We start from the raw sequence: 19,486 nt of genomic DNA on the forward strand, positions 1-19,486 counted from the left end.
AATCGCCATGCGCGCCCCGCTTGCTCTCGTCGCAGTCCTTGCCGCTACACCCGCCTTTGCCGGCACCTTCGAAGTGCAGCCCGTTTCGACCACGGAATGGAAAGCCGTCTACGGCCGCATAGAGGCACGGGATCTCGCCGCGGCGCGGGCGCGCATCGGCGGCACCGTGGTCGAGATGCTCGTGACCGAGGGCGACCCGGTGGTTCAGGGCCAGAAGATCGCGGTGATCCGCGACGACAAGCTTGCCTTCCAGGTCGCGGCGGTCGACGCGCAGCTGGCTGCGCTGACTGCCCAGCTCGAGCGCGCCCAGGCCGAACTCACCCGGGGCCAGGCCTTGATCGACAAGGGCGTCGTCACCGCCCAGCGCCTCGACCAGTTGAGGACGGATGTCGAGGTCGCGCGCAATCAGATCACGGCGGCCGAGGCGCAGAAGTCCGTCATCGTCCAGCAGGAGGCCGAAGGCACGGTGCTCGCGCCGCTCGACGGGCGGGTGCTGACGACGCCGGTAACGCGCAATGGCGTCGTGATGGCGGGCGAGGCCGTCGCGACGGTGGGCGGCGGCGGCTTCTACCTGCGGCTTGCCGTGCCCGAACGGCATGCGGCCGGGCTGGAACAGGGCGCCGAAATCCGCGTCACCACCGAAAAGGGTGAGATGTCGGGCCGGCTGGCGAAGATCTATCCGCAGATCGAAAACGGTCGAGTGGTCGCGGATGTCGATGCCACGGGGCTCGACACGGCCTTCGTCGACGCCCGCGTTCTGGTCGAGCTTCCGGTCGGCAAGCGCGCTGTCCTTCTCGTCCCAGCCAGCGCCGTCAGCAACCGCTTCGGCATCGATTTCATCCGTGTCGACACCAGCCAAGGTCCGGTCGAGCGCGCGGTCGTCACCGGCGGGCAGGTCGAAAGGGATGGCGTTCTGATGGTCGAGGTCGTGACCGGTCTCACCGCAGGAGAACAGGTGGTCGTGCCATGAGCAATCCCAACCTGGGTGAAGCGCCGCCCTCCGACGGCATCGCGGGTGCGCTGACGCGCGCCTTTATCGCCTCGCCGCTCACACCGCTCTTCCTCATCGCGGCCTTCGCCTTCGGCCTCGTGGCCCTGATGTCATTGCCCCGCGAGGAAGAACCGCAGATTTCCGTGCCGATGGTCGACATCCGCGTGAACGCCGAAGGCTTGCGCGCCGAAGATGCCGTCAAGCTCATCGCCGAACCGCTCGAGACGATCGTCAAGGGCATCGACGGCGTCGAACACGTCTATTCGCAGACGCAGGACGACGGCGTTCTGGTCACGGCGCGTTTCCTGGTCGGCACATCGGCAGACGCCGCGGTGCTGCGCATCCACGACAAGGTCCGCGCCAATCTCGATCGCATTCCGGTCGGGATAGCCGAGCCGCTCATCGTCGGCCGCGGCATCGACGACGTGGCGATCGTCTCGCTGACCCTCACGCCGAAGCCCGACGCGCCGCAGGACATGGACGCGAATGCGCTGACCCGGATCGCGCGCGAGCTCAGGACCGAACTCGCCAAGGTCGACGATGTCGGCCTCACCTATCTCGTCGGCGACGCCAGCGAACGCATCCGCATCGCGCCGGACCCACGACGGCTCGCGCTCTACGGCGTCACGCTGCAGCAGCTCGCGGGCAAGGTGCAGGGCGCGAACAGGGCCTTTCCGACGGGCCGCGTCCGCGACGGCGGCGAACAGGTGATGCTTGTCGCCGGCGAAACGCTGAAGACGCCCACCGAGATCGGCAATCTCCTGCTCACGACGCGCGACGGCCGGCCGGTTTATGTCCGGGACGTCGCAACCGTCGACTTCGTCACGGATCAGGAGAACATGCTCGTGTCGACCGTGACGCGCGGGGCGGACGGTCCGATCCGTCTTCCCGCCGTCACGCTCGCCATCGCCAAGCGCGCAGGCTCGAACGCCGTGACCGTCGCCGAGGCGGTTCTCCATCGGGTGCACGAACTCGAAGGCTCTCTGATCCCCGAGCAGGTGTCGGTCGAGCTCACCCGCGACTATGGCGAAACGGCCAACGAGAAAGCCAACGAACTGCTCTACCACCTGGGGCTGGCGACTGTTTCGATCATCGCGCTGGTCTGGCTGGCGATCGGCCGCCGCGAAGCGCTCGTCGTCGCCGTCGTCATTCCGGTGACGATCCTGCTCACCCTCTTCGCCTCCTGGATCATGGGCTACACGCTCAACCGTGTCTCGCTGTTCGCGCTGATCTTCTCGATCGGCATCCTGGTCGATGACGCCATCGTCGTCATCGAGAACATCGCGCGGCATTGGGGGATGGCCGATGGCCGCAGCCGCAAGGAGGCCGCGATCGCCGCCGTTGCCGAAGTCGGCAATCCGACCATCGTCGCGACGCTGACCGTGGTCGCCGCGCTGCTGCCGATGCTTTTCGTGTCCGGCATGATGGGCCCTTATATGAGCCCGATCCCGGCCAACGCCTCGGCGGCGATGATCTTCTCCTTTTTCGTCGCCGTCACCGTGACCCCGTGGCTGATGCTGAAGGCGGCCGGCAAGGCGCCGGTCGCGCATCACGACAGCCACAGCCATGGCGGCGTCCTCGGCCGCGCCTATGCCTCCGTCGCCCGCCCCATCCTGGCCTCGAAGGCAAAGAGCTGGACCTTTCTGCTCGCCGTCGGCGTGCTGACGCTCGGCTCCCTGGCGCTGTTCTACACCAAGGACGTGACGGTGAAGCTGCTGCCCTTCGACAACAAGTCGGAGCTATCGGTGACGATCGACCTGCCGGAAGGCTCGTCCGTCGAGGCGACCGACGCCGTGGCGCAGGCAATCGCAAATACCGTGCTGGAGCTGGAAGAGGTTCGCTCGGTCCAGACCCATGCCGGCACGGCGGCGCCGTTCAACTTCAACGGCCTCGTCCGGCACTCCTACTACCGCGCCGACCCGAACATGGGAGATGTCGCCCTGAACCTGCTGCCGAAGGGCGAGCGCGGGCGCTCCAGCCATGAGATCGCACTCGACATTCGCGAGCGGATCAAGGCCGTCCCTGTCCCCGAAGGCACAAGCCTGAAGGTGGTCGAGCCGCCGCCGGGACCGCCTGTGATGGCGACGCTTCTCGCCGAGATCTACGGTCCCGACGCCGCGACGCGACGCGCCGTCGCGGCCAAGGTCGAGGCGGCCTTCCGCTCGGTGCCGTACATCGTCGACGTCGACAATTCCTACGGCGTCGCCGCGCGGCGGTTGCGGGCCAGGATTTCCCCAGACGATCTCGACTTCTTCAAGGTGAGCGAGAGCGATATCTTCGACACGCTTGCGATCCTCAACGGCGGCCAGACCGTCGGCTACTCGCATCGCGGCGAAGGCCGTCAGCCGACGCCGATCCGGCTGGAGCGGCCGGTCAGCGAACGTCGCGTCACCGAGGATTTCCTCACCACGCCGATCCCGGCCGACCTTTTGCCGGGCGACCGGGGCGTCGTCGAACTGGGCGACGTGGTGCGGATCGAGGAGGAGAAGGCCTCCTATCCGGTGTTCCGGCACAATGGCCGGCCGGCGGAAATGGTGACCGCCGAACTCGCCGGCGACTTCGAGGCGCCGCTCTATGGCATGCTGGCCGTAGAGCAGGCGCTCGACGCGCAGGACTGGACGGGCCTGCCGCGCCCCGAAATCTCCCTGCATGGCCAGCCGGGCAACGACCGGGCCTCGACCCTGCTCTGGGACGGGGAATGGGAAGTCACCTGGGTGACCTTCCGCGACATGGGTGCCGCCTTCATGGTGGCGCTGCTCGGCATCTACATCCTCGTCGTCGCGCAGTTTGGCTCGTTCAAGGTGCCGCTGGTCATCTTGACGCCGATCCCGCTGACCTTCATCGGCATCCTCGGCGGCCATTGGCTGTTCGGCGCCCCCTTCTCGGCGACCTCGATGATCGGCTTCATCGCACTTGCCGGCATCATCGTGCGCAACTCGATCCTGCTGGTGGATTTCATCCGTCACGCCCCGCGCGAGGTACCTTGCGAAGGCGAGGACGACCTCGTCGAGACGCAGATGTCGATTGTTGCGCCCGAGACGGGAACACACGGGACAGCACCGGGAGCCCGCATGCGCGAGCGCGGCCTGGCCGAGATCCTGATCGAGGCCGGTGCGATCCGCTTCAAGCCGATCCTGCTCACGGCGCTCGCTGCGATGATCGGCGCGGCGGTGATCCTGACGGATCCGATCTTCCAGGGTCTCGCGATCTCGCTGCTCTTCGGCCTGGCCTCGTCGACCTTGCTGACGGTGCTTGTCATCCCGGCGATCTACCGGGTGCTGCGGACCTGATCAGGAACGATATTCCATCCGATCATTAGGCTCGCCGCGGGGACTTCCCTCGCGACGCGCCGGCTGTGCGCACCTTGCCCAGATTGACCGGCCGGTTGTCGATGATCGTTTCCATCGCGAAGAAGCCGGTCACCGTGGCGAGATCCTGGCCGTCGACCAGCTTCTGGTAGAAGTCGTCATATCCGCCCATGCCGCGCGTGACGACCTTGATGAGGTAGTCCCAGTCGCCGCCGATGCGGTAGAAGTCGACGACTTCGGGAATTCGCTCGACATGGCGGCGGAACGCTTCGAGCCATTCCTTCGAGTGATGCCGGGTGCGCACCATCACGAACACGGTGAGATCCAGGCCGATCGCCGCGAGGTCGACCCGCGTCTGCGTGCCCGTGATCAGCCCTTCCGACGTCAATCGCTGCAGCCGTCGCCAGCAGGCATTCTGCGACAGGCCGACACGCTCGGCGAGCTCGCGCTGGGAAAGATCGGTCGACGACTGAAGAAAGGTAAGGATCTTCAGATCAAACTCATCGATTTCAGTCATTTTTGTTGTCATCTGATCGGAAAATTGGGCCATTGGCGAGAAATTAGGTGAGATCGATCCGCCTGTAAATCGATACGTTTTGCGCGTTCCCTGAAAGACGGATCGCCACCGATGACGACACATACTCCGGCAGAACTGTTCGAGAAGTTCCGCGCGAGCCTTGGCGGGCCTGACGGCATCGCCGCGCAGTTCGTCGGCGAAGGCGCCACGATCGACGGGCCTTACGGTCCGAAGCCGCTGGTCTATGCCGACTACGTCGCCTCGGGCCGTGCCCTGTTTCCGGTCGAGCGCTTCATTCTTGAGGATGTGCTGCCTTATTACGCCAACAGCCACACCGAGGCCTCGTTCTGCGGCGGCTTCATGACCAGGCTGCGCAACGCCGCCCGCGTCGTCGTCGCCGGATCGTGCGGCGCGGATGAACGGCACGCGGTCGTCTTCTCGGGCTCGGGCGCGACATCCGGGCTCAATCGCCTCGTCAATCTCTTCGGCCTCGCCGAGCAGGCCGCAAGCGGACGCCGGCCCTGCGTCATCCTCGGACCGTATGAGCACCATTCCAACATCCTCCCCTGGCGGGAGAGTGGCGCCGAGATCATCGAGATCGGCGAGGCGCCGGAAGGCGGCCCGGATACCGAAGCGTTACGGCACGCTCTGGGTCGCTATGCCGGCCGGCCGATCGTCTGTGCGTTCTCGGCCGCGTCCAACATCACCGGCATCATCGCCGACGTCGCCGGCATAACCCGCCTCGTCAAGCAGGCCGGCGCGCTGATGGTCTGGGACTATGCCGGCGGTGGCCCTTACCTTCCGGTCTCGATGTGCCCCGAGGAAGGCGTCGAGATCGACGCGATAGCCCTGTCGCCGCACAAGTTCATCGGCGGTCCCGGCGCGTCGGGCATTCTGGTCGTCCGGCGGGACGCCGTCTCAGCCACCCGGCCGACATGGCCCGGCGGCGGCACCGTGCAGTTCGTTTCGCCCGAATCGCATGATTACTCCAGGAGTCTTGAGGCGCGTGAGGAGGCGGGCACCCCGAACGTGATTGGCGACATCCGCGCCGCGCTCGCCTTCATCGTCAAGGAGACGATCGGCGCCGAACTGATGGCCGCGCGCAATTCCGCGCTTGCAAGCCGCGCGCTCGCGGCCTGGTCCGCTGCCGAGAACCTCGAACTCCTGGGCAAGCTCGACGCGCCGCGACTGCCGATCTTCGCCTTCCGGGTCCAGAACGGCGACGGCCGGTACATTCACCAGCAACTGGTGACCCGGCTGCTCAGCGACCGCTACGGTATCCAGGCCCGTGGCGGCTGCGCCTGCGCCGGCCCTTATGCGCTGCGGCTTCTCGACATCGAAGCGGATGAATGGCGGCGACTGAGGCACAACATCCTCGACGGCAACGAGATGGCGAAGCCCGGCTTCACGCGGCTGAACCTCAGCGTGCTGCTGCCGGAGGACAAGATCCGCTATATCCTCGATTCGGTCGCCGAACTTGCAGGCGACGCCGGACGGCATGTGGGGCGCTACCAGGCCGACACGGGCCGCGCCATCTTCAGCCCGCTTTCGCTGGTCGCATAGGCTGCGCGAACGATACGCGCCTTTTCGGTTGCGTCTCCGGAACACGCTCGCTAACCCGAAGCATGTCGCAGAAAAAGGCGCACGAGGTCGAAGGCTGGATCGCCCGGCCGGACCCATCGGTCCGGGTGGTGCTGATCTATGGGCCCGACCGCGGGCTCGTCTCGGAACGCGCCTCGGCCTACGCGAAAAAGACCGGCCTGCCGCTCGACGACGCCTTCTCCGTGATCCGCTACGACGCGTCGGACCTCGAGCAGGATCCCGGCCGCCTGATCGATGAGGCGCGGATGGTGTCGATGTTCGGCGGAGAGCGGCTGATATGGATACGCAACGCCGGCGCGCACAAGGGCTTTTCCGACGCGCTGAAGGACCTGCTGGACAAGCCGTCCCGCGACGCGATCACGCTGATCGAGGCCGGAGACCTGAAGAAGGCCGCGCCGCTCCGCGACATGGTCGAGCGGGCTGATGCCGGCATGGCGCTGCCCTGTTATGTCGACGAGGAACGCGCGATCGACACTGTCATCGACGCCGAACTGACGCGCGCCGGCAAGACGATCGCCAGCGATGCGCGCCAGGCTCTTCGCCGGCGTCTCGGCGGCGATCGCCTGGCGACCCGGGGCGAGATCGAGAAGCTGATCCTCTACTGCGGCGAGAAGCCGGTGATCGACATCGAGGATGTCGCGGCCTCCTCCGGTGACGTGTCCGCCTCGTCCGTCGACCAGGCGATCGACGCGGCACTTGCCGGCGCGTTGCCGGAGCTGGACCTCGCCCTGCGCCGCTCGCAGGAAAGCGGCACGCATGCGCAGGCGATTCTCGGCGCGGCGATGCGGCAGTTCCAGAGCCTCGAAGTTCTCCGCCGCAATGTCGATATCGGTGGCGCGCAGCCCTCGGCCGCAGTGGCCGGCGCGAGACCGCCGATCTTCTTCTCCCGCCGCAAGCTGGTGGAGACCGCGCTCGGCACATGGAGCGGCGCCTCCATCGCTCGCGCCCTGTCGCGACTGCAGGACAGCATTCTCGCCACGCGCCGCCGGCCGGAACTTGCCGGGGCGATCGTGCGCGACACCATGATGGCCATCGCAGTCGAGAGCATACGCTCTCGTCGCCGTGGCAGATAATCTTTCAAGATCAGAGAGTTGACAGTCGTCAGCGCTGCAGCCGGCGGCAGAGGTCGTCGAGCTGTTCCAGGGTCTTGTAGGAGATCCGGACCTCGCCGCCCTTCTCGCGGTGATTGACCGTGACGTTCAGGCCGATCACGTTCGACAGCAGTTGTTCGAGCGCCCGCGTATCCGCGTCCTTCTCGTCCGGGACGTGCTTCGCCGATGCGGATGCAGGCTTGTCGGCTCCCTTCTGCGCAAGCGCCTCGGCCTGGCGGACGGAAAGCCCGTCCCGGATGATCTTCTGCGCCAGCGTCGTCGGGTCCTCCGCCGTCACCAGCGTGCGCGCATGTCCGGCAGACAGCGAACCGTCGACAAGCATGTCGCGGATGTTCTGTGGCAGCTTGAGCAGGCGCAGCGTGTTCGCGACATGGCTGCGGCTCTTGCCGATAATCTGCGCCAGATCGGACTGGACGTATTCGTGCTCGTCGATGAGCTGCTGATAGCCCAGCGCCTCCTCGACCGGATTGAGATCGGCGCGCTGCACATTCTCCACGATGGCGAGTTCGAGCGCCATGCGGTCGTCGACGTCGCGAATAATGACCGGGATGTTCGTCAGGCCGGCGCGCTGGGCCGCTCGCCACCGCCGCTCGCCGGCGATGATCTCGTAGCGGCCCGGAGCCGTCTTCGATGGCCGCACGACGACGGGCTGCACGATCCCGTGCTGCTTGAGCGAAGCGGAAAGATCCTCGAGCTCCGCATCCGCGAAGGTCCGGCGCGGATTGCGTGGATTGGGCGAGATGAACTCCACCGGAACGGTGCGATCCGCAGTCGGCACCGGCGCCTGGGTCGGCGCGGGCCTGTCGATGTCGCCGATCAAAGCCGCGAGGCCGCGTCCAAGGCGGTTTCGCGAGGTATCTTCACTCATCGACTGTCTTCCGCTCCCTGAAATTTCGGCCGCGAACCGTCATGCCGCCCTGAGCCGCCGCTCGCGCCGGATCACCTCCGAGGCAAGCTGGAGATAGGCCTGGCTGCCGGTGCATTTGAGATCGTAGAGGATCGCGGGCTTGCCGTAGGAAGGCGCTTCGGACACCCGCACGTTCCGCGGGATCACCGTCTCGTAGACCTTCTCGCCCATATGGGCGCGAACGTCGGCAACCACTTGATTCGCAAGGTTGTTTCGGCCGTCGTACATGGTCAGCACAATGCCTTGGATCGACAGCGCCGGGTTGATCGACCCGCGCACCTGCTCGACGGTGGCAAGCAGTTGGCTCAGGCCTTCGAGCGCGAAGAACTCGCACTGGAGCGGCACCAGCACCGAGTCGGCGGCGGCCATCGAGTTGAGCGTCAACAGGTTGAGCGACGGCGGGCAGTCGATCAGCACATAGGTGAACCGGGCGCTTTCCGCCGCGTGCCGACGCAGTGCGTTACGGAGTTTGAGCACACGGTCGGCCGAGGCCGCGATCTCCATCTCGATGCCGAGCAGGTCTAGCGTCGAGGGAACGATGGACAGTCCGGGAACGGCGGTTTGCATCGCGGCTTCATCGACGGAGGCCTCGCCGGTCAGCACGTCATAGGACGATACGCTGCGGTCGCGCCGGTCGATGCCGAGGCCCGTGCTGGCATTGCCTTGCGGATCGAGATCCACCAGCAGCACGCGTTCGCCGATCGCAGCGAGTGCGGTGGCGAGATTGATTGCCGTCGTCGTCTTGCCGACGCCGCCCTTCTGGTTTGCTACCGTGATGATGCGCATGGTGCCGACGCTTTGCTCGCTCCGACCGATCTCGGGGTCAACCGATCGCCTGGACGTTGGAAATGTCGAGAACGACGCTCTCCGCATCAATGACGCTCCGGTGTTCTACCAGATCGAAGCGCCAATCGTGAGCGGAATTAACGATTTCAGCCTTGTAGCCCCGTCCTTTGTGGAAAAGTGCTCGCGCGCCGCGCGAAAGCCAGGGATAGGTGAGGCCAAGCAGGGCGGGCAAAGGTGCGAGCGCCCTTGCCGTCACGATCTCGGGCCTGAGATTCTTGTCCCAGGCATCCTCGATTCTCACCGCGAGAACGTTGGCCGGCGCCTTCAGGCGTCCCAGGATGGTGCTGAGAAACGCCGCCTTCTTCCTGTTGCTTTCGACGAGCGTCACCCGGGCTCCCGGATGATCCTTCATCATGATCGCGATCACCGCGCCGGGAAATCCGCCGCCGGAACCCACATCGAGCCAGCGGGTTGACCCGTTTGAGAGGGGAACCAACTGCGCGCTGTCGAGGATATGGCGGCTCCACAGCTCCGGCAACGTCGACGGAGCCGCGAGATTTATCTTGGACGACCAGCGTCGAAACTCGGATTCGAAGGTCTGCAGAGCGTCGAATGTTTCACGTGAAACGGATCCGGCTAAGCTGCACAACTCACGATATGCCGGATCGCTCATGCCGCCCCGCGCAGCGAATCGGCTGCCCTAAGACGGGAAATGATGATCGCCATGGCCGCGGGCGTCATCCCTTCAATACGCTGTGCTTCCGCCACGCTGCGCGGTCGGCGTAGCGCAAGCTTCTGCTTCAGTTCGTTGGAAAGTCCCGGAACATCGGCGAAATCGATTTCGATGGGAATTGCTCGGCCTTCCTCGAATCGTATCGCCTCCGACTCGATTCTCTGCCGCTCCAGGTAAACCGAATAGCGTGCCTCGGTCTCGATGGCTTCACCCGCCGGCCGTTCGATCTCCCCGAGCTCCGGCCATTCAGCCGTCAACCGCTCAAGATCGATCCCTTCCATGGTCAGCAGATCATATGCGCTTCGCCGCACACCATCGAGATTCAGCTGCAAACCATGATGCCGCGCCTCATTGGGCGTGATAGTGCGTTCCTTAAGCAGCGCCCGCGCCCGGCTCAGCCGGCCTTCATAGGCGCGGAAGCGGTCTGCGCGTTCACTGGATACTATGCCCAGTTCGATCGCACGTGGCGTCAGCCGCTCGTCCGCATTGTCGGCACGCAGCGACAGACGGAACTCCGCGCGCGAGGTGAACATGCGGTACGGTTCCGAAACGCCTCTGCTCGTCAGATCGTCCGCCATCACGCCGATGTAGGCCTCGGTGCGGCTGAGGCTCACCAGATCCTGGCCGCCCGCGCGCCGCGCGGCATTGAGGCCCGCTAGGATTCCCTGCGCTGCCGCCTCTTCATATCCTGTGGTGCCGTTGATCTGGCCGGCGAGAAAGAGGCCGCGTATCCGTCGGGTCTCGAAGGTTGGATCAAGCTCGCGCGGATCGACATGGTCATATTCGATCGCATAGCCCGGCTGCGTGATGACCGCATTCTCCAGCCCCGGGATGCTGTGCACGACGAGATGCTGCACGTCCTCCGGCAGAGAGGTCGAGATTCCATTCGGGTAGACCGTATCGTCGTCCAGACCCTCCGGCTCCAGGAAGATCTGGTGCCCCTCGCGATCGCCGAACTTGACGATCTTGTCCTCGATGGACGGACAATAGCGCGGCCCGATCCCCTCGATCGAGCCAGAATACATCGCCGACCGATGAAGATTGTCGCGGATGATCCGGTGGGTCTCCAGGGTCGTACGCGTGATTCCGCATTCGATCTGCGGTGTCGTGATCCGGTCGGTCATCAGCGAGAACGGCGTCGGATCCTCATCCGCGGCCTGCATTTCAAGCGATACCCAGTCGATCGATTTGCCGTCGAGCCGCGGCGGGGTGCCGGTCTTCAGGCGGCCGAGCTTGAAACCGGCCCTGAGCAGCGCGCCCGAAAGCTGCTCCGCGGCCTTCTCGTTCATCCGCCCGGCGGGAAAGCGCCGTTCTCCAATATGAATGAGACCACGCAGGAACGTTCCGGTCGTCAACACCAGTGCGCCACACCCAATGACCGAGCCGTCGGCCAACGTGACGGAACGGACCTGATCGTCCGAGAAATCCAGATCGACGACCTCGCCGTTTAGAATATCCAGGTTCCGCTGTTCTTGCAGGAGGCTCTGCACGGCCTGTCGATAGAGCTTGCGGTCGGCCTGCGTGCGGGGACCGCGCACGGCGGGGCCCTTGCGGCGGTTGAGAAGGCGAAATTGAATGCCCGCCAGATCCGCCGCGCGGCCCATGATGCCGTCGAGCGCGTCGATCTCCCGAACGAGGTGCCCCTTGCCAAGGCCACCGATCGCCGGATTGCAGGACATGACGCCGATTTTCGTTGCATCGATGGTCACCAGCGCCGTCCGCGCGCCAGCGCGTGCAGACGCTGCAGCCGCTTCGATGCCCGCGTGCCCGCCACCTATGACAATGACATCATACAACTTCATCTGTCTGAACCTCGGAGCGTGCATCTGTTCCGAGTACGGCGGCTTGTCAAGCCAGCGCCGGTTGTTTCACGTGAAACACATCCGAAACGATTCTCTAGGCAAATGTTTCACGTGAATCATTTGCCGATGCAGAACCGCGAGAAAATCTCACCGAGCAGATCTTCCGTATCACCGATACCGACGATCCGCCCGATTTCCACGGCCGCCACGCGCAACTCCTCCGCCACAAGCTCCGGCAGATTCGCCTTCGACGCCCGCTGCAGCGCAGCACGAGCCCGGTTCAGATGTCCAACATGCCGCTCGCGCAGCGCGAGCAACCCATCACCGTCGGAAACTGCTAGCCTGATCCTGTCGCCGATCTTCGACAGCAGTTCCCGGATACCGTCACCCGTCAATGACGAAACCAGCACGTCATAATCGCCGCGCGCCGACCCAGCCAGATCGCTCTTGGCTCCCACGCGCAACAGCGTCGCGGCAGATTCGACCGTAATCGGAACCGGATTGGTCGTATCCTCAAGAAGGATAACCAGATCGGCAAGCCGCGCCGCCTCTAGCGCGCGCTCGATCCCGATCGCTTCGACGACGCCTTTCGTCTCCCGGATACCGGCGGTGTCTGTCAGGATCACCTTGAACCCGTCGATCTCAAGGCTAACCTCAACCAGATCGCGTGTCGTGCCGGCCTCGTTGCTGACAATCGCCACGTCGCGCATCGCCAAGACATTGAGGAGGCTTGATTTTCCGGCGTTCGGCGCACCAAGGATCGCGACCCGATAGCCGTCCCGCACCAGCTCTGCCTGGCCCAGGCGCCCGACGAGCCGGTCCATGCGTATCGTTAACGAATCGATCTCTCTGCCGATCGCCGCATTGAGATCCGGCGAGACATCGTCCTGGTCGGAAAAGTCCAGCTCGGCCTCGATCCGCGCACGCAACGACTGCAGTTCGGCCCGCCACTCCAGGAATATGTCGCGAAGCTTGCCGCCCATGCCGGCGAGGGCAAGCTTGCGCTGCTGATCGGTCTCCGCCGCGATCAGATCGGATAGAGATTCAACTGCCGTCAGGTCCATCCGCCCGTTCAGGAAGCCGCGGCGCGAAAATTCACCAGGCTCGGCGAGCCGAAAACCATCGAGGCTGGACAGGGCAGTGATCAGCCCCTTCACCACCGCCACGCTGCCATGCACATGAAATTCGCCGCAATCCTCGCCGGTCACCGAAGCGGGGCCTGGAAAGAACAGGCTCAGACCATGATCGAGCAGTTCGCCGCGAAACGAGAGTGGTCCGTATCGTGCCACGCGCGGCGGGACGGCACCGGCGACTGCTTCCAGCGCAGTCCGCACGCCCGGACCGGACATGCGGACAATTGCTATCCCTGAAGGGAGTCGCCCGGTGGAGAGGGCGAAAATCGTGTCGGTCGATCTCATCCGGATCTCCCGAGATGATCCGTTCCGGCGTTCCGGAACCGAATCGATCTCAGGTGTTCATCGAATCGAAGAAGTCGGAGTTGGTCTTGGTCTGCTTCAGCTTGTCGATGAGGAACTCGATCGCGTCGGTCGTGCCCATCGGCGCGAGGATGCGGCGCAACACGAAGATCTTCTGCAGGTCGGCGCGCGGCACCAGAAGGTCCTCCTTGCGCGTTCCCGACTTGAGGATGTCCATTGCCGGATAGATGCGCTTGTCGGCCACCTTGCGGTCGAGCACGATTTCCGAATTGCCTGTGCCTTTGAATTCTTCGAAGATGACTTCGTCCATACGGCTGCCTGTATCGATCAGCGCCGTGGCAATGATCGTGAGCGAACCGCCTTCTTCGATGTTGCGCGCCGCGCCGAAGAATCGCTTCGGACGCTGCAAGGCATTGGCGTCCACGCCGCCCGTCAGAACCTTGCCCGAAGACGGAACCACCGTGTTGTAGGCCCGGCCGAGGCGCGTGATCGAATCGAGCAGGATGACCACGTCGCGGCCGTGCTCGACCAGGCGCTTCGCCTTTTCGATTACCATTTCGGCCACCTGCACGTGCCGCACCGCCGGCTCGTCGAAGGTGGAGGACACGACCTCGCCCTTCACCGAACGCTGCATGTCGGTGACTTCCTCGGGCCGCTCGTCGATGAGCAGCACGATCAGGTAACACTCTGGATGATTCGCCGTGATCGAATGTGCGATGTTCTGCAGCAGGACCGTCTTACCCGTGCGCGGCTGCGCGACGATGAGCGCGCGCTGGCCCTTGCCCAGCGGTGCAACCAGATCGATCACGCGCGGCGAGATATCCTTCGACGTCGGATTCTCCAGCTCCATCTTCAGACGCGAGGTCGGATAGAGCGGCGTGAGGTTGTCGAAGTGGATCTTGTGCCGGATCTTCTCCGGATCGTCGAAATTGATCGTGTTGACCTTCAGCAGCGCGAAATAGCGCTCGCCCTCCTTCGGGCTGCGGATCGGTCCCTCGACCGTATCGCCGGTCTTCAGCGAGAAACGGCGAATCTGCGAAGGCGAGATGTAGATGTCATCCGGGCCCGGCAGATAGTTCGCGTTCGCCGAGCGCAGGAAGCCGAATCCGTCCTGCAGCACTTCGACCACGCCATCGCCGATGATTTCGATGTCTTGCGCCGCAAGCTTCTTGAGAATCGCGAACATCAGCTCCTGCTTGCGCATGACGCTGGCGTTCTCGACCTCGAGCGATTCGGCGTAAGCGATCAGCTCCGGCGGCTTCTTGTTCTTGAAGTCTGCGAGTTTCATTTCCTGCATGGGGCGGCTCTGGATGGAGTCTGGGTCCGGATTGAAGACGCGGACCGAAGATAAAATGCCTGGGAACGCCGTCCGTGCGTCCAGATGCTTGAGACGGCACGATTACTAGGCGAGAAGGGAAGGCCCTTCTCATACAATCCGGGCAGTGAAAGCGCAAGCGATCAATTCGAAGCCGTGGTCTGGTCAGAACGGCTTCACGATCACCAGGATAACGATGCCGATCATCAGCAAGGTCGGCACCTCGTTGACGATCCGCCAATGCCGCGCAGGCTTCTCGTTCCTGTCCTCGGCAAAACGGCGCACTGCACCCCCCAGATAGCCATGCATGCCCGACATCGCAACCACGAGTGCGATCTTGGCGTGCAGCCATCCGCCCTGGAAGGCGAAACCTCTCCAGGCAAGCCACAGGCCGGCCGCCCAGGCGATCACCATGGCCGGGTTGATGATCGCCCTGTAGAGCCGCCGTTCCATCACCTTGAAGGTCTCGGACTGCACCGAGCCACGCTCCGCATCGGCGTGGTAGACGAAGAGACGCGGCAGATAGAGCATGCCCGCCATCCAGGCGATGACCGCAATGACGTGCACCGCCTTGATCCAGAGATAGAGATCGTCCGGTGCGAGATAGACAAGCGCGAGCGTCAGCGCGACGAACACGACGATCGCCATGATCGCCCGCCGCGTCGCGACCGCCCCCGATGACGCAGGATTGTCTGCCATCACCGCGCTCCCCTGATCCGCCGCAGCATCGCCTCGACATGGGCGATCGGAGCCTCCGGCGTGATTCCATGGCCGAGGTTGAAGATCAGCGGCCCATCGCCCAGCCCCTCCAGGATCGCATCGACACCCTCGTCCAAGGCACGCCCGCCGGCGACGAGCCGCATCGGGTCGAGATTGCCCTGCACGGCACCCGCCGCCTGCAACCGTTTCGCCTGCGACAGCGGCACGGACCAGTCGAGCCCCAGCCCGTTCACCCCGGTTAGCTGGCGATAATCGTCGTAGAGGCTGCCGGCACCCTTCGGAAAGCCGATGATCAGCGCATCGGGCCTCGCTGAGCGCACCTTCGAGACGATCCGTTGCACGGGCTCGACGCAGAAGGCCGAGAACGAGGGCTCGTCGAGCACTCCCGACCAGGAATCGAAGATCTGAACCGCATCCGCGCCGGCATCCAGCTGCCGGATCAGATATTCGGCGGAAACATCGGCAAGCGCACCGAGCAGCTTCCGGAACGCTTCCGGATACCGATAGGAAAACAGCCGGGCAGGCGCCTGGTCCGGCGTGCCGTGCCCTGCGATCATGTAGGTGGCGATCGTCCAGGGTGCCCCGCAGAAGCCGAGCAGCGTCGTCTCTGTAGGCAGTTCGGCGCGCAGCCGGCGCACCGTCTCGTAGACGGGCGCGAGGGTCTCGTGAAACCGGCTCCTGTCGAGCCGCTCGATGTCATAGACGCCCATCGGCGTCATCAGCGGGCCGCGTCCCTCCTCGAAGCGCAGGTCCCGGCCCAGCGCATGCGGCACGACAAGAATGTCCGAGAACAGGATCGATGCGTCGAAGCCGAAGCGCCGGATGGGCTGCAGGGTCACCTCTACTGCGAAGTCGGGATTGTAGCAGAGGTCGAGAAAGCTCCCGGCCCTTTTCCGCGTTTCGCGGTATTCGGGAAGGTATCTGCCAGCCTGGCGCATCAGCCAGACCGGAGGCGGAAAGACGCTCTCTCCCCTCAGCACATCGGCGACGACGCGTTTCGGAGTGCTCGGCGCAGCCATCGTGCCTCCTTCCCAATAAAGAAATGAATCTTTGAATCTTCTTTTGATTCTAAGAGTCTGTCAGTCGTGGGGATTATCACCTGTCCCCAATCCGTCCACGGATAGGATGTCACGCCGTCGAATGTCCAGCCTTGTCCAGCTGTGGAAGATAGCGGGAGTGGCCGAATAACCAAAAAGATTTCAGATATTTAAGCGGAAATCGGATTCTGCCGGGCTGTGGATCTTTCCTGGGTGACCATTCCGGATCCGATTCATCCACAGGGCCGGGACTGCCGATCCGCAGCGGCTCGGATTGTGGACAAGAGGGCTTCTGATACAGTCCTCGCCGTCATGGAGGGTCGCCTGTCCGACTTGTCCACACTCCTCAACAAGGGCCGACCCGGGCTGTGAGCAAACCCCAAAGCTTCTTCCACCTGCATTTGATTTCGGACGCGACCGGCGAGACGCTGCTCGCCGCGGGCCGCGCGGCGTCGGCCCAGTACAAGGACACTCGCGCGATCGAGCACATCTATCCGTTGATCCGGACGGAAAAGCAGCTCGCCAAGGTGCTCGAGGAGATCGATGCCGAACCTGGCATCGTTCTCTACACGGTCGTCGACAAGGATCTGGCGGCGAGCATCGATCAGCGTTGCGCGGCAATGGGTCTGCCTTGCGTGTCCGTGTTGGAGCCGGTGTTGACCGTCTTCCAGTCCTATCTCGGCGCGCCGGCCGGCCGCCGTGTCGGTGCGCAGCATGTCCTGGACGCAGAATATTTCCGGCGGATCGATGCGCTCAACTTCACGATGGATCATGACGACGGCCAGCTGCCGACCGACATCGAGGAGGCGGATGTCGTGCTGATCGGCATTTCGCGCACCTCGAAGACGCCGACCAGCATCTATCTCGCCAATCGGGGCATCAAGACCGCGAACATCCCGATCGTCCTCGGCGTGCCGGTGCCCGACAGCCTGCTCACCGCCAAGCGGCCGCTGATCGTGGGCCTCGTCGCGACGGCCGAACGCATCTCGCATGTCCGGCAAAACCGCCTGCTGGGCACAACCACCACCTTCGACGCGCAGAATTACATCGACCGGGCCGCGATCTCGGACGAGCTGTCCTATGCGCGCCAGATCTGCACCCGCCACAATTGGCCGATGATCGACGTCAGCCGCAGGTCGATCGAGGAGACCGCCGCCGCGATCGTTGCGCTGCGGGGCCGGACGCGCTAACCGGTGCGCCCATGACGACCCGGATCATCCTCGCCTCGGCAAGCCCGTTCCGTCTTGCGATGTTGCACAATGCCGGCATCGAAACGGAAGCGAATCCATCGCGGATCGATGAACGCGCGGTGGAGGAAGCGATCGGCGACGCCGCGATTTCACCCGAGAACCTGGCATGGATCCTGGCCGAGGCGAAGGCGGAGGAGGTGAGCGAACGTTTCCCGGGCGCGCTGGTGATCGGTTCCGACCAGACGCTGTCGCTCGGCGACGAAGTGCTCCACAAGGCATCCGATATGGAGGAGGCGAGGCGACGCCTTCTCAAGCTCTCCGGCAAGACCCATCACCTGAACAGCGCCGTCGTCCTCGCGCGCGACGGCAAGGCGCTGTGGGGCCATGTCTCGGTGGCGCGGATGACCATGCGCAAGCTCGATCCGGGCTTTGTCGGCCGCTATCTGTCGCGCGTCGGCGACCAGGTGCTGCGCAGCGTCGGCGTCTACCAGATCGAAGGTGAGGGAATTCAGCTCTTCGACGCGATCGAGGGCGATCATTTCACCATCGTCGGCATGCCCTTGCTTGAGCTGATCGCGGAACTGCGCCGGCTTGGAGCGATCGATGGCTGAGATCCGCGCCTTCGTCTGCGGCCATCCGGTCGCGCATTCCCGCTCGCCCCTGATTCACGGCCACTGGCTGAAAGAGCTCGGCATCGATGGCAGTTACGAGCGGATCGACATTGCGCCATCCGACATCCGCGCCTTCATCGCCGGCCTTCCCGGCAGCGGCTTTGTCGGCGGCAATGTCACGATCCCCCACAAGGAGGCCGCTTTCGAGACGGTTTCGCGCCGCGATGGCGAGGCTGAAGCGGTGGGTGCGGTCAATACGCTCTGGATCGAGAACGGCAAGGTCTGCGGCGGCAACACGGACGCGATCGGCTTCGCGGCCAACCTGGACGACCGTGCCCCAGGCTGGCGCGAGCGAGACAGGGCGCTCGTTCTCGGCGCAGGTGGCGCTGCGCGGGCGGTGGTGCACGCGATCCTCAGCGCTGGCTACACGCGCGTCGACATCACGAATCGCACGCGGGCCCGTGCGCAGGAACTCGCCGATCTTTTCGGAGCCAGGGTTCGCGCGCACGGCAACGAAGCCGTCGATACGCTGCTTCCAGCCGCCGATCTCGTCGTCAACACGACGTCGCTCGGGATGGACGGCGATGTTTCGCTTCCCGCCGATGTAGCGGCACTACCGGACCATGCCCTCGTCACCGACATCGTCTATGTGCCGCTCGAAACACCGTTTCTCAAGGCCGCCTCTGAGCGAGGCCTGAAAACGGTCGACGGTCTCGGCATGCTGCTCCACCAGGCGGTCCCCGGCTTCGAACGCTGGTTCGGCAAGCGCCCGGCCGTCACGCAACAGCTGCGCGATCTGGTGATCGCCGACCTGGATGCCCACTGATGATCGTCATCGGCCTCACCGGTTCCATCGGCATGGGAAAGTCGACCACGGCGAAGATGTTCGCCGAGCAGGGCGTGCCGGTCCATGATTCCGACGAGGCGGTGCATCGCCTCTATTCCGGCGCCGCCGTGCCGCTGGTCGAGGCGGCGTTTCCTGGCGTCACCGTCGACGGCAGGATCGACCGGACATTGCTCGGCCAGCGCGTCATCGGCAATGCCGAGGCGATCCGGAAGCTTGAGCAGATCGTGCACCCGTTGGTCCGGGCGGATGCCGATGCGTTCCTGGCGCGCAACCGGGCAGCAGGTGCGAAGCTCGCCGTCCTCGACATTCCCCTCCTGTTCGAGACGGGCGGGCGCGATCGCGTCGACAAGGTGGTGGTGGTTTCCGCGCCGGCCGCGGTCCAGCGCGAACGGGTTCTCGCTCGCCCGGGCATGACGGCCGAGAAATTCGAGGCGATCCTGGCGCGTCAGGTGCCGGACGCCGAAAAGCGGCGACTTGCCGATTTCGTCGTCGAGACGGGCGCAGGCATGGAGGCCGCGCGCGAGGCGGTGCGCAGGATCGTCGCCGACATGTCAGCATGATGTGTTGACGCC

At 64.5% G+C, this 19,486-nt stretch carries 17 protein-coding genes; 8 read left to right on the plus strand and 9 right to left on the minus strand.

Annotated elements, in window-relative coordinates; genetic code table 11:
• The first annotated feature begins 7 nt into the window (after positions 1 to 7).
• Positions 8 to 970 (plus strand): efflux RND transporter periplasmic adaptor subunit, encoded by a 963-nt coding sequence (locus B9Z03_RS03550; protein ID WP_085462914.1) that lies wholly within the window; start codon positions 8 to 10, stop codon positions 968 to 970.
• Positions 967 to 4,281, plus strand: a complete 3,315-nt coding sequence (locus tag B9Z03_RS03555) for an efflux RND transporter permease subunit (RefSeq protein ID WP_085462915.1) — start codon at positions 967 to 969, stop codon at positions 4,279 to 4,281. The genes B9Z03_RS03550 and B9Z03_RS03555 overlap by 4 nt, the downstream gene beginning before the upstream one ends.
• Positions 4,282 to 4,306: 25 nt before the next feature.
• On the opposite strand, the gene B9Z03_RS03560 is transcribed toward B9Z03_RS03555, so the two are convergent.
• Entirely contained in the window at positions 4,307 to 4,816 is a 510-nt protein-coding gene (locus tag B9Z03_RS03560) for an Lrp/AsnC family transcriptional regulator (RefSeq protein WP_139832151.1), read from the minus strand.
• Between the two features lie 111 nt (positions 4,817 to 4,927).
• Here B9Z03_RS03560 and B9Z03_RS03565 point away from each other — a divergent pair, with 111 nt between their 5' ends.
• Both B9Z03_RS03565 and holA read left to right on the plus strand, forming a co-directional pair.
• The gene (locus B9Z03_RS03565; RefSeq protein WP_085462916.1) at positions 4,928 to 6,379 is read left to right on the plus strand and encodes an aminotransferase class V-fold PLP-dependent enzyme; all 1,452 of its coding nucleotides are present in this window, start codon (positions 4,928 to 4,930) and stop codon (positions 6,377 to 6,379) included.
• A 62-nt stretch (positions 6,380 to 6,441) separates the two neighbouring features.
• Positions 6,442 to 7,491, plus strand: coding sequence for a DNA polymerase III subunit delta (holA, locus tag B9Z03_RS03570; RefSeq protein WP_085462917.1), 1,050 nt, complete (start codon positions 6,442 to 6,444; stop codon positions 7,489 to 7,491).
• A gap of 28 nt (positions 7,492 to 7,519) precedes the next feature.
• Here the strand turns inward: holA and B9Z03_RS03575 are convergent, their stop codons facing one another.
• From B9Z03_RS03575 to hemE, 8 genes are all read right to left on the minus strand, one after another.
• A complete protein-coding gene (locus tag B9Z03_RS03575; RefSeq protein WP_085462918.1) occupies positions 7,520 to 8,398 on the minus strand; it encodes a ParB/RepB/Spo0J family partition protein in 879 nt (292 codons plus the stop codon).
• A 39-nt stretch (positions 8,399 to 8,437) separates the two neighbouring features.
• A complete protein-coding gene (locus tag B9Z03_RS03580) occupies positions 8,438 to 9,223 on the minus strand; it encodes a ParA family protein (RefSeq protein ID WP_085462919.1) in 786 nt (261 codons plus the stop codon).
• Positions 9,224 to 9,260: 37 nt separating this feature from the next.
• Positions 9,261 to 9,896 (minus strand): 16S rRNA (guanine(527)-N(7))-methyltransferase RsmG, encoded by a 636-nt coding sequence (rsmG, locus tag B9Z03_RS03585; protein WP_085462920.1) that lies wholly within the window; start codon positions 9,894 to 9,896, stop codon positions 9,261 to 9,263.
• Entirely contained in the window at positions 9,893 to 11,758 is a 1,866-nt protein-coding gene (gene mnmG / locus B9Z03_RS03590) for a tRNA uridine-5-carboxymethylaminomethyl(34) synthesis enzyme MnmG (RefSeq protein ID WP_085462921.1), read from the minus strand. The genes rsmG and mnmG overlap by 4 nt, the downstream gene beginning before the upstream one ends.
• Positions 11,759 to 11,874: 116 nt before the next feature.
• Complete coding sequence (mnmE, locus tag B9Z03_RS03595) at positions 11,875 to 13,176, minus strand: tRNA uridine-5-carboxymethylaminomethyl(34) synthesis GTPase MnmE (RefSeq protein ID WP_085462922.1); 1,302 nt, start codon at positions 13,174 to 13,176, stop codon at positions 11,875 to 11,877.
• 49 nt (positions 13,177 to 13,225) lie between these two features.
• Positions 13,226 to 14,491, minus strand: a complete 1,266-nt coding sequence (gene rho / locus B9Z03_RS03600; protein WP_139832152.1) for a transcription termination factor Rho — start codon at positions 14,489 to 14,491, stop codon at positions 13,226 to 13,228.
• 183 nt (positions 14,492 to 14,674) lie between these two features.
• Complete coding sequence (hemJ, locus tag B9Z03_RS03605) at positions 14,675 to 15,208, minus strand: protoporphyrinogen oxidase HemJ (protein ID WP_085462923.1); 534 nt, start codon at positions 15,206 to 15,208, stop codon at positions 14,675 to 14,677.
• A complete protein-coding gene (hemE, locus tag B9Z03_RS03610) occupies positions 15,208 to 16,248 on the minus strand; it encodes a uroporphyrinogen decarboxylase (RefSeq protein ID WP_085462924.1) in 1,041 nt (346 codons plus the stop codon). The genes hemJ and hemE overlap by 1 nt, the downstream gene beginning before the upstream one ends.
• A gap of 386 nt (positions 16,249 to 16,634) precedes the next feature.
• Between hemE and B9Z03_RS03615 the strand changes: the two genes are divergently transcribed.
• Genes B9Z03_RS03615 through coaE form a run of 4 tightly spaced genes read left to right on the plus strand, consistent with a single transcriptional unit; the run spans position 16,635 to position 19,474 of the window.
• Entirely contained in the window at positions 16,635 to 17,456 is an 822-nt protein-coding gene (locus B9Z03_RS03615; RefSeq protein WP_085462925.1) for a pyruvate, water dikinase regulatory protein, read from the plus strand.
• An 11-nt stretch (positions 17,457 to 17,467) separates the two neighbouring features.
• Positions 17,468 to 18,067, plus strand: coding sequence for a Maf-like protein (locus B9Z03_RS03620; protein ID WP_085462926.1), 600 nt, complete (start codon positions 17,468 to 17,470; stop codon positions 18,065 to 18,067).
• Entirely contained in the window at positions 18,060 to 18,893 is an 834-nt protein-coding gene (locus B9Z03_RS03625) for a shikimate dehydrogenase (protein WP_085462927.1), read from the plus strand. The genes B9Z03_RS03620 and B9Z03_RS03625 overlap by 8 nt, the downstream gene beginning before the upstream one ends.
• The gene (gene coaE / locus B9Z03_RS03630) at positions 18,893 to 19,474 is read left to right on the plus strand and encodes a dephospho-CoA kinase (RefSeq protein WP_085462928.1); all 582 of its coding nucleotides are present in this window, start codon (positions 18,893 to 18,895) and stop codon (positions 19,472 to 19,474) included. Before B9Z03_RS03625 ends, coaE begins: the two co-directional genes overlap by 1 nt.
• The last annotated feature ends 12 nt before the right edge of the window (positions 19,475 to 19,486 follow it).

This window comes from Mesorhizobium australicum (genome assembly GCF_900177325.1).
In the GTDB taxonomy this organism is placed as follows: domain Bacteria; phylum Pseudomonadota; class Alphaproteobacteria; order Rhizobiales; family Rhizobiaceae; genus Mesorhizobium_A; species Mesorhizobium_A australicum_A.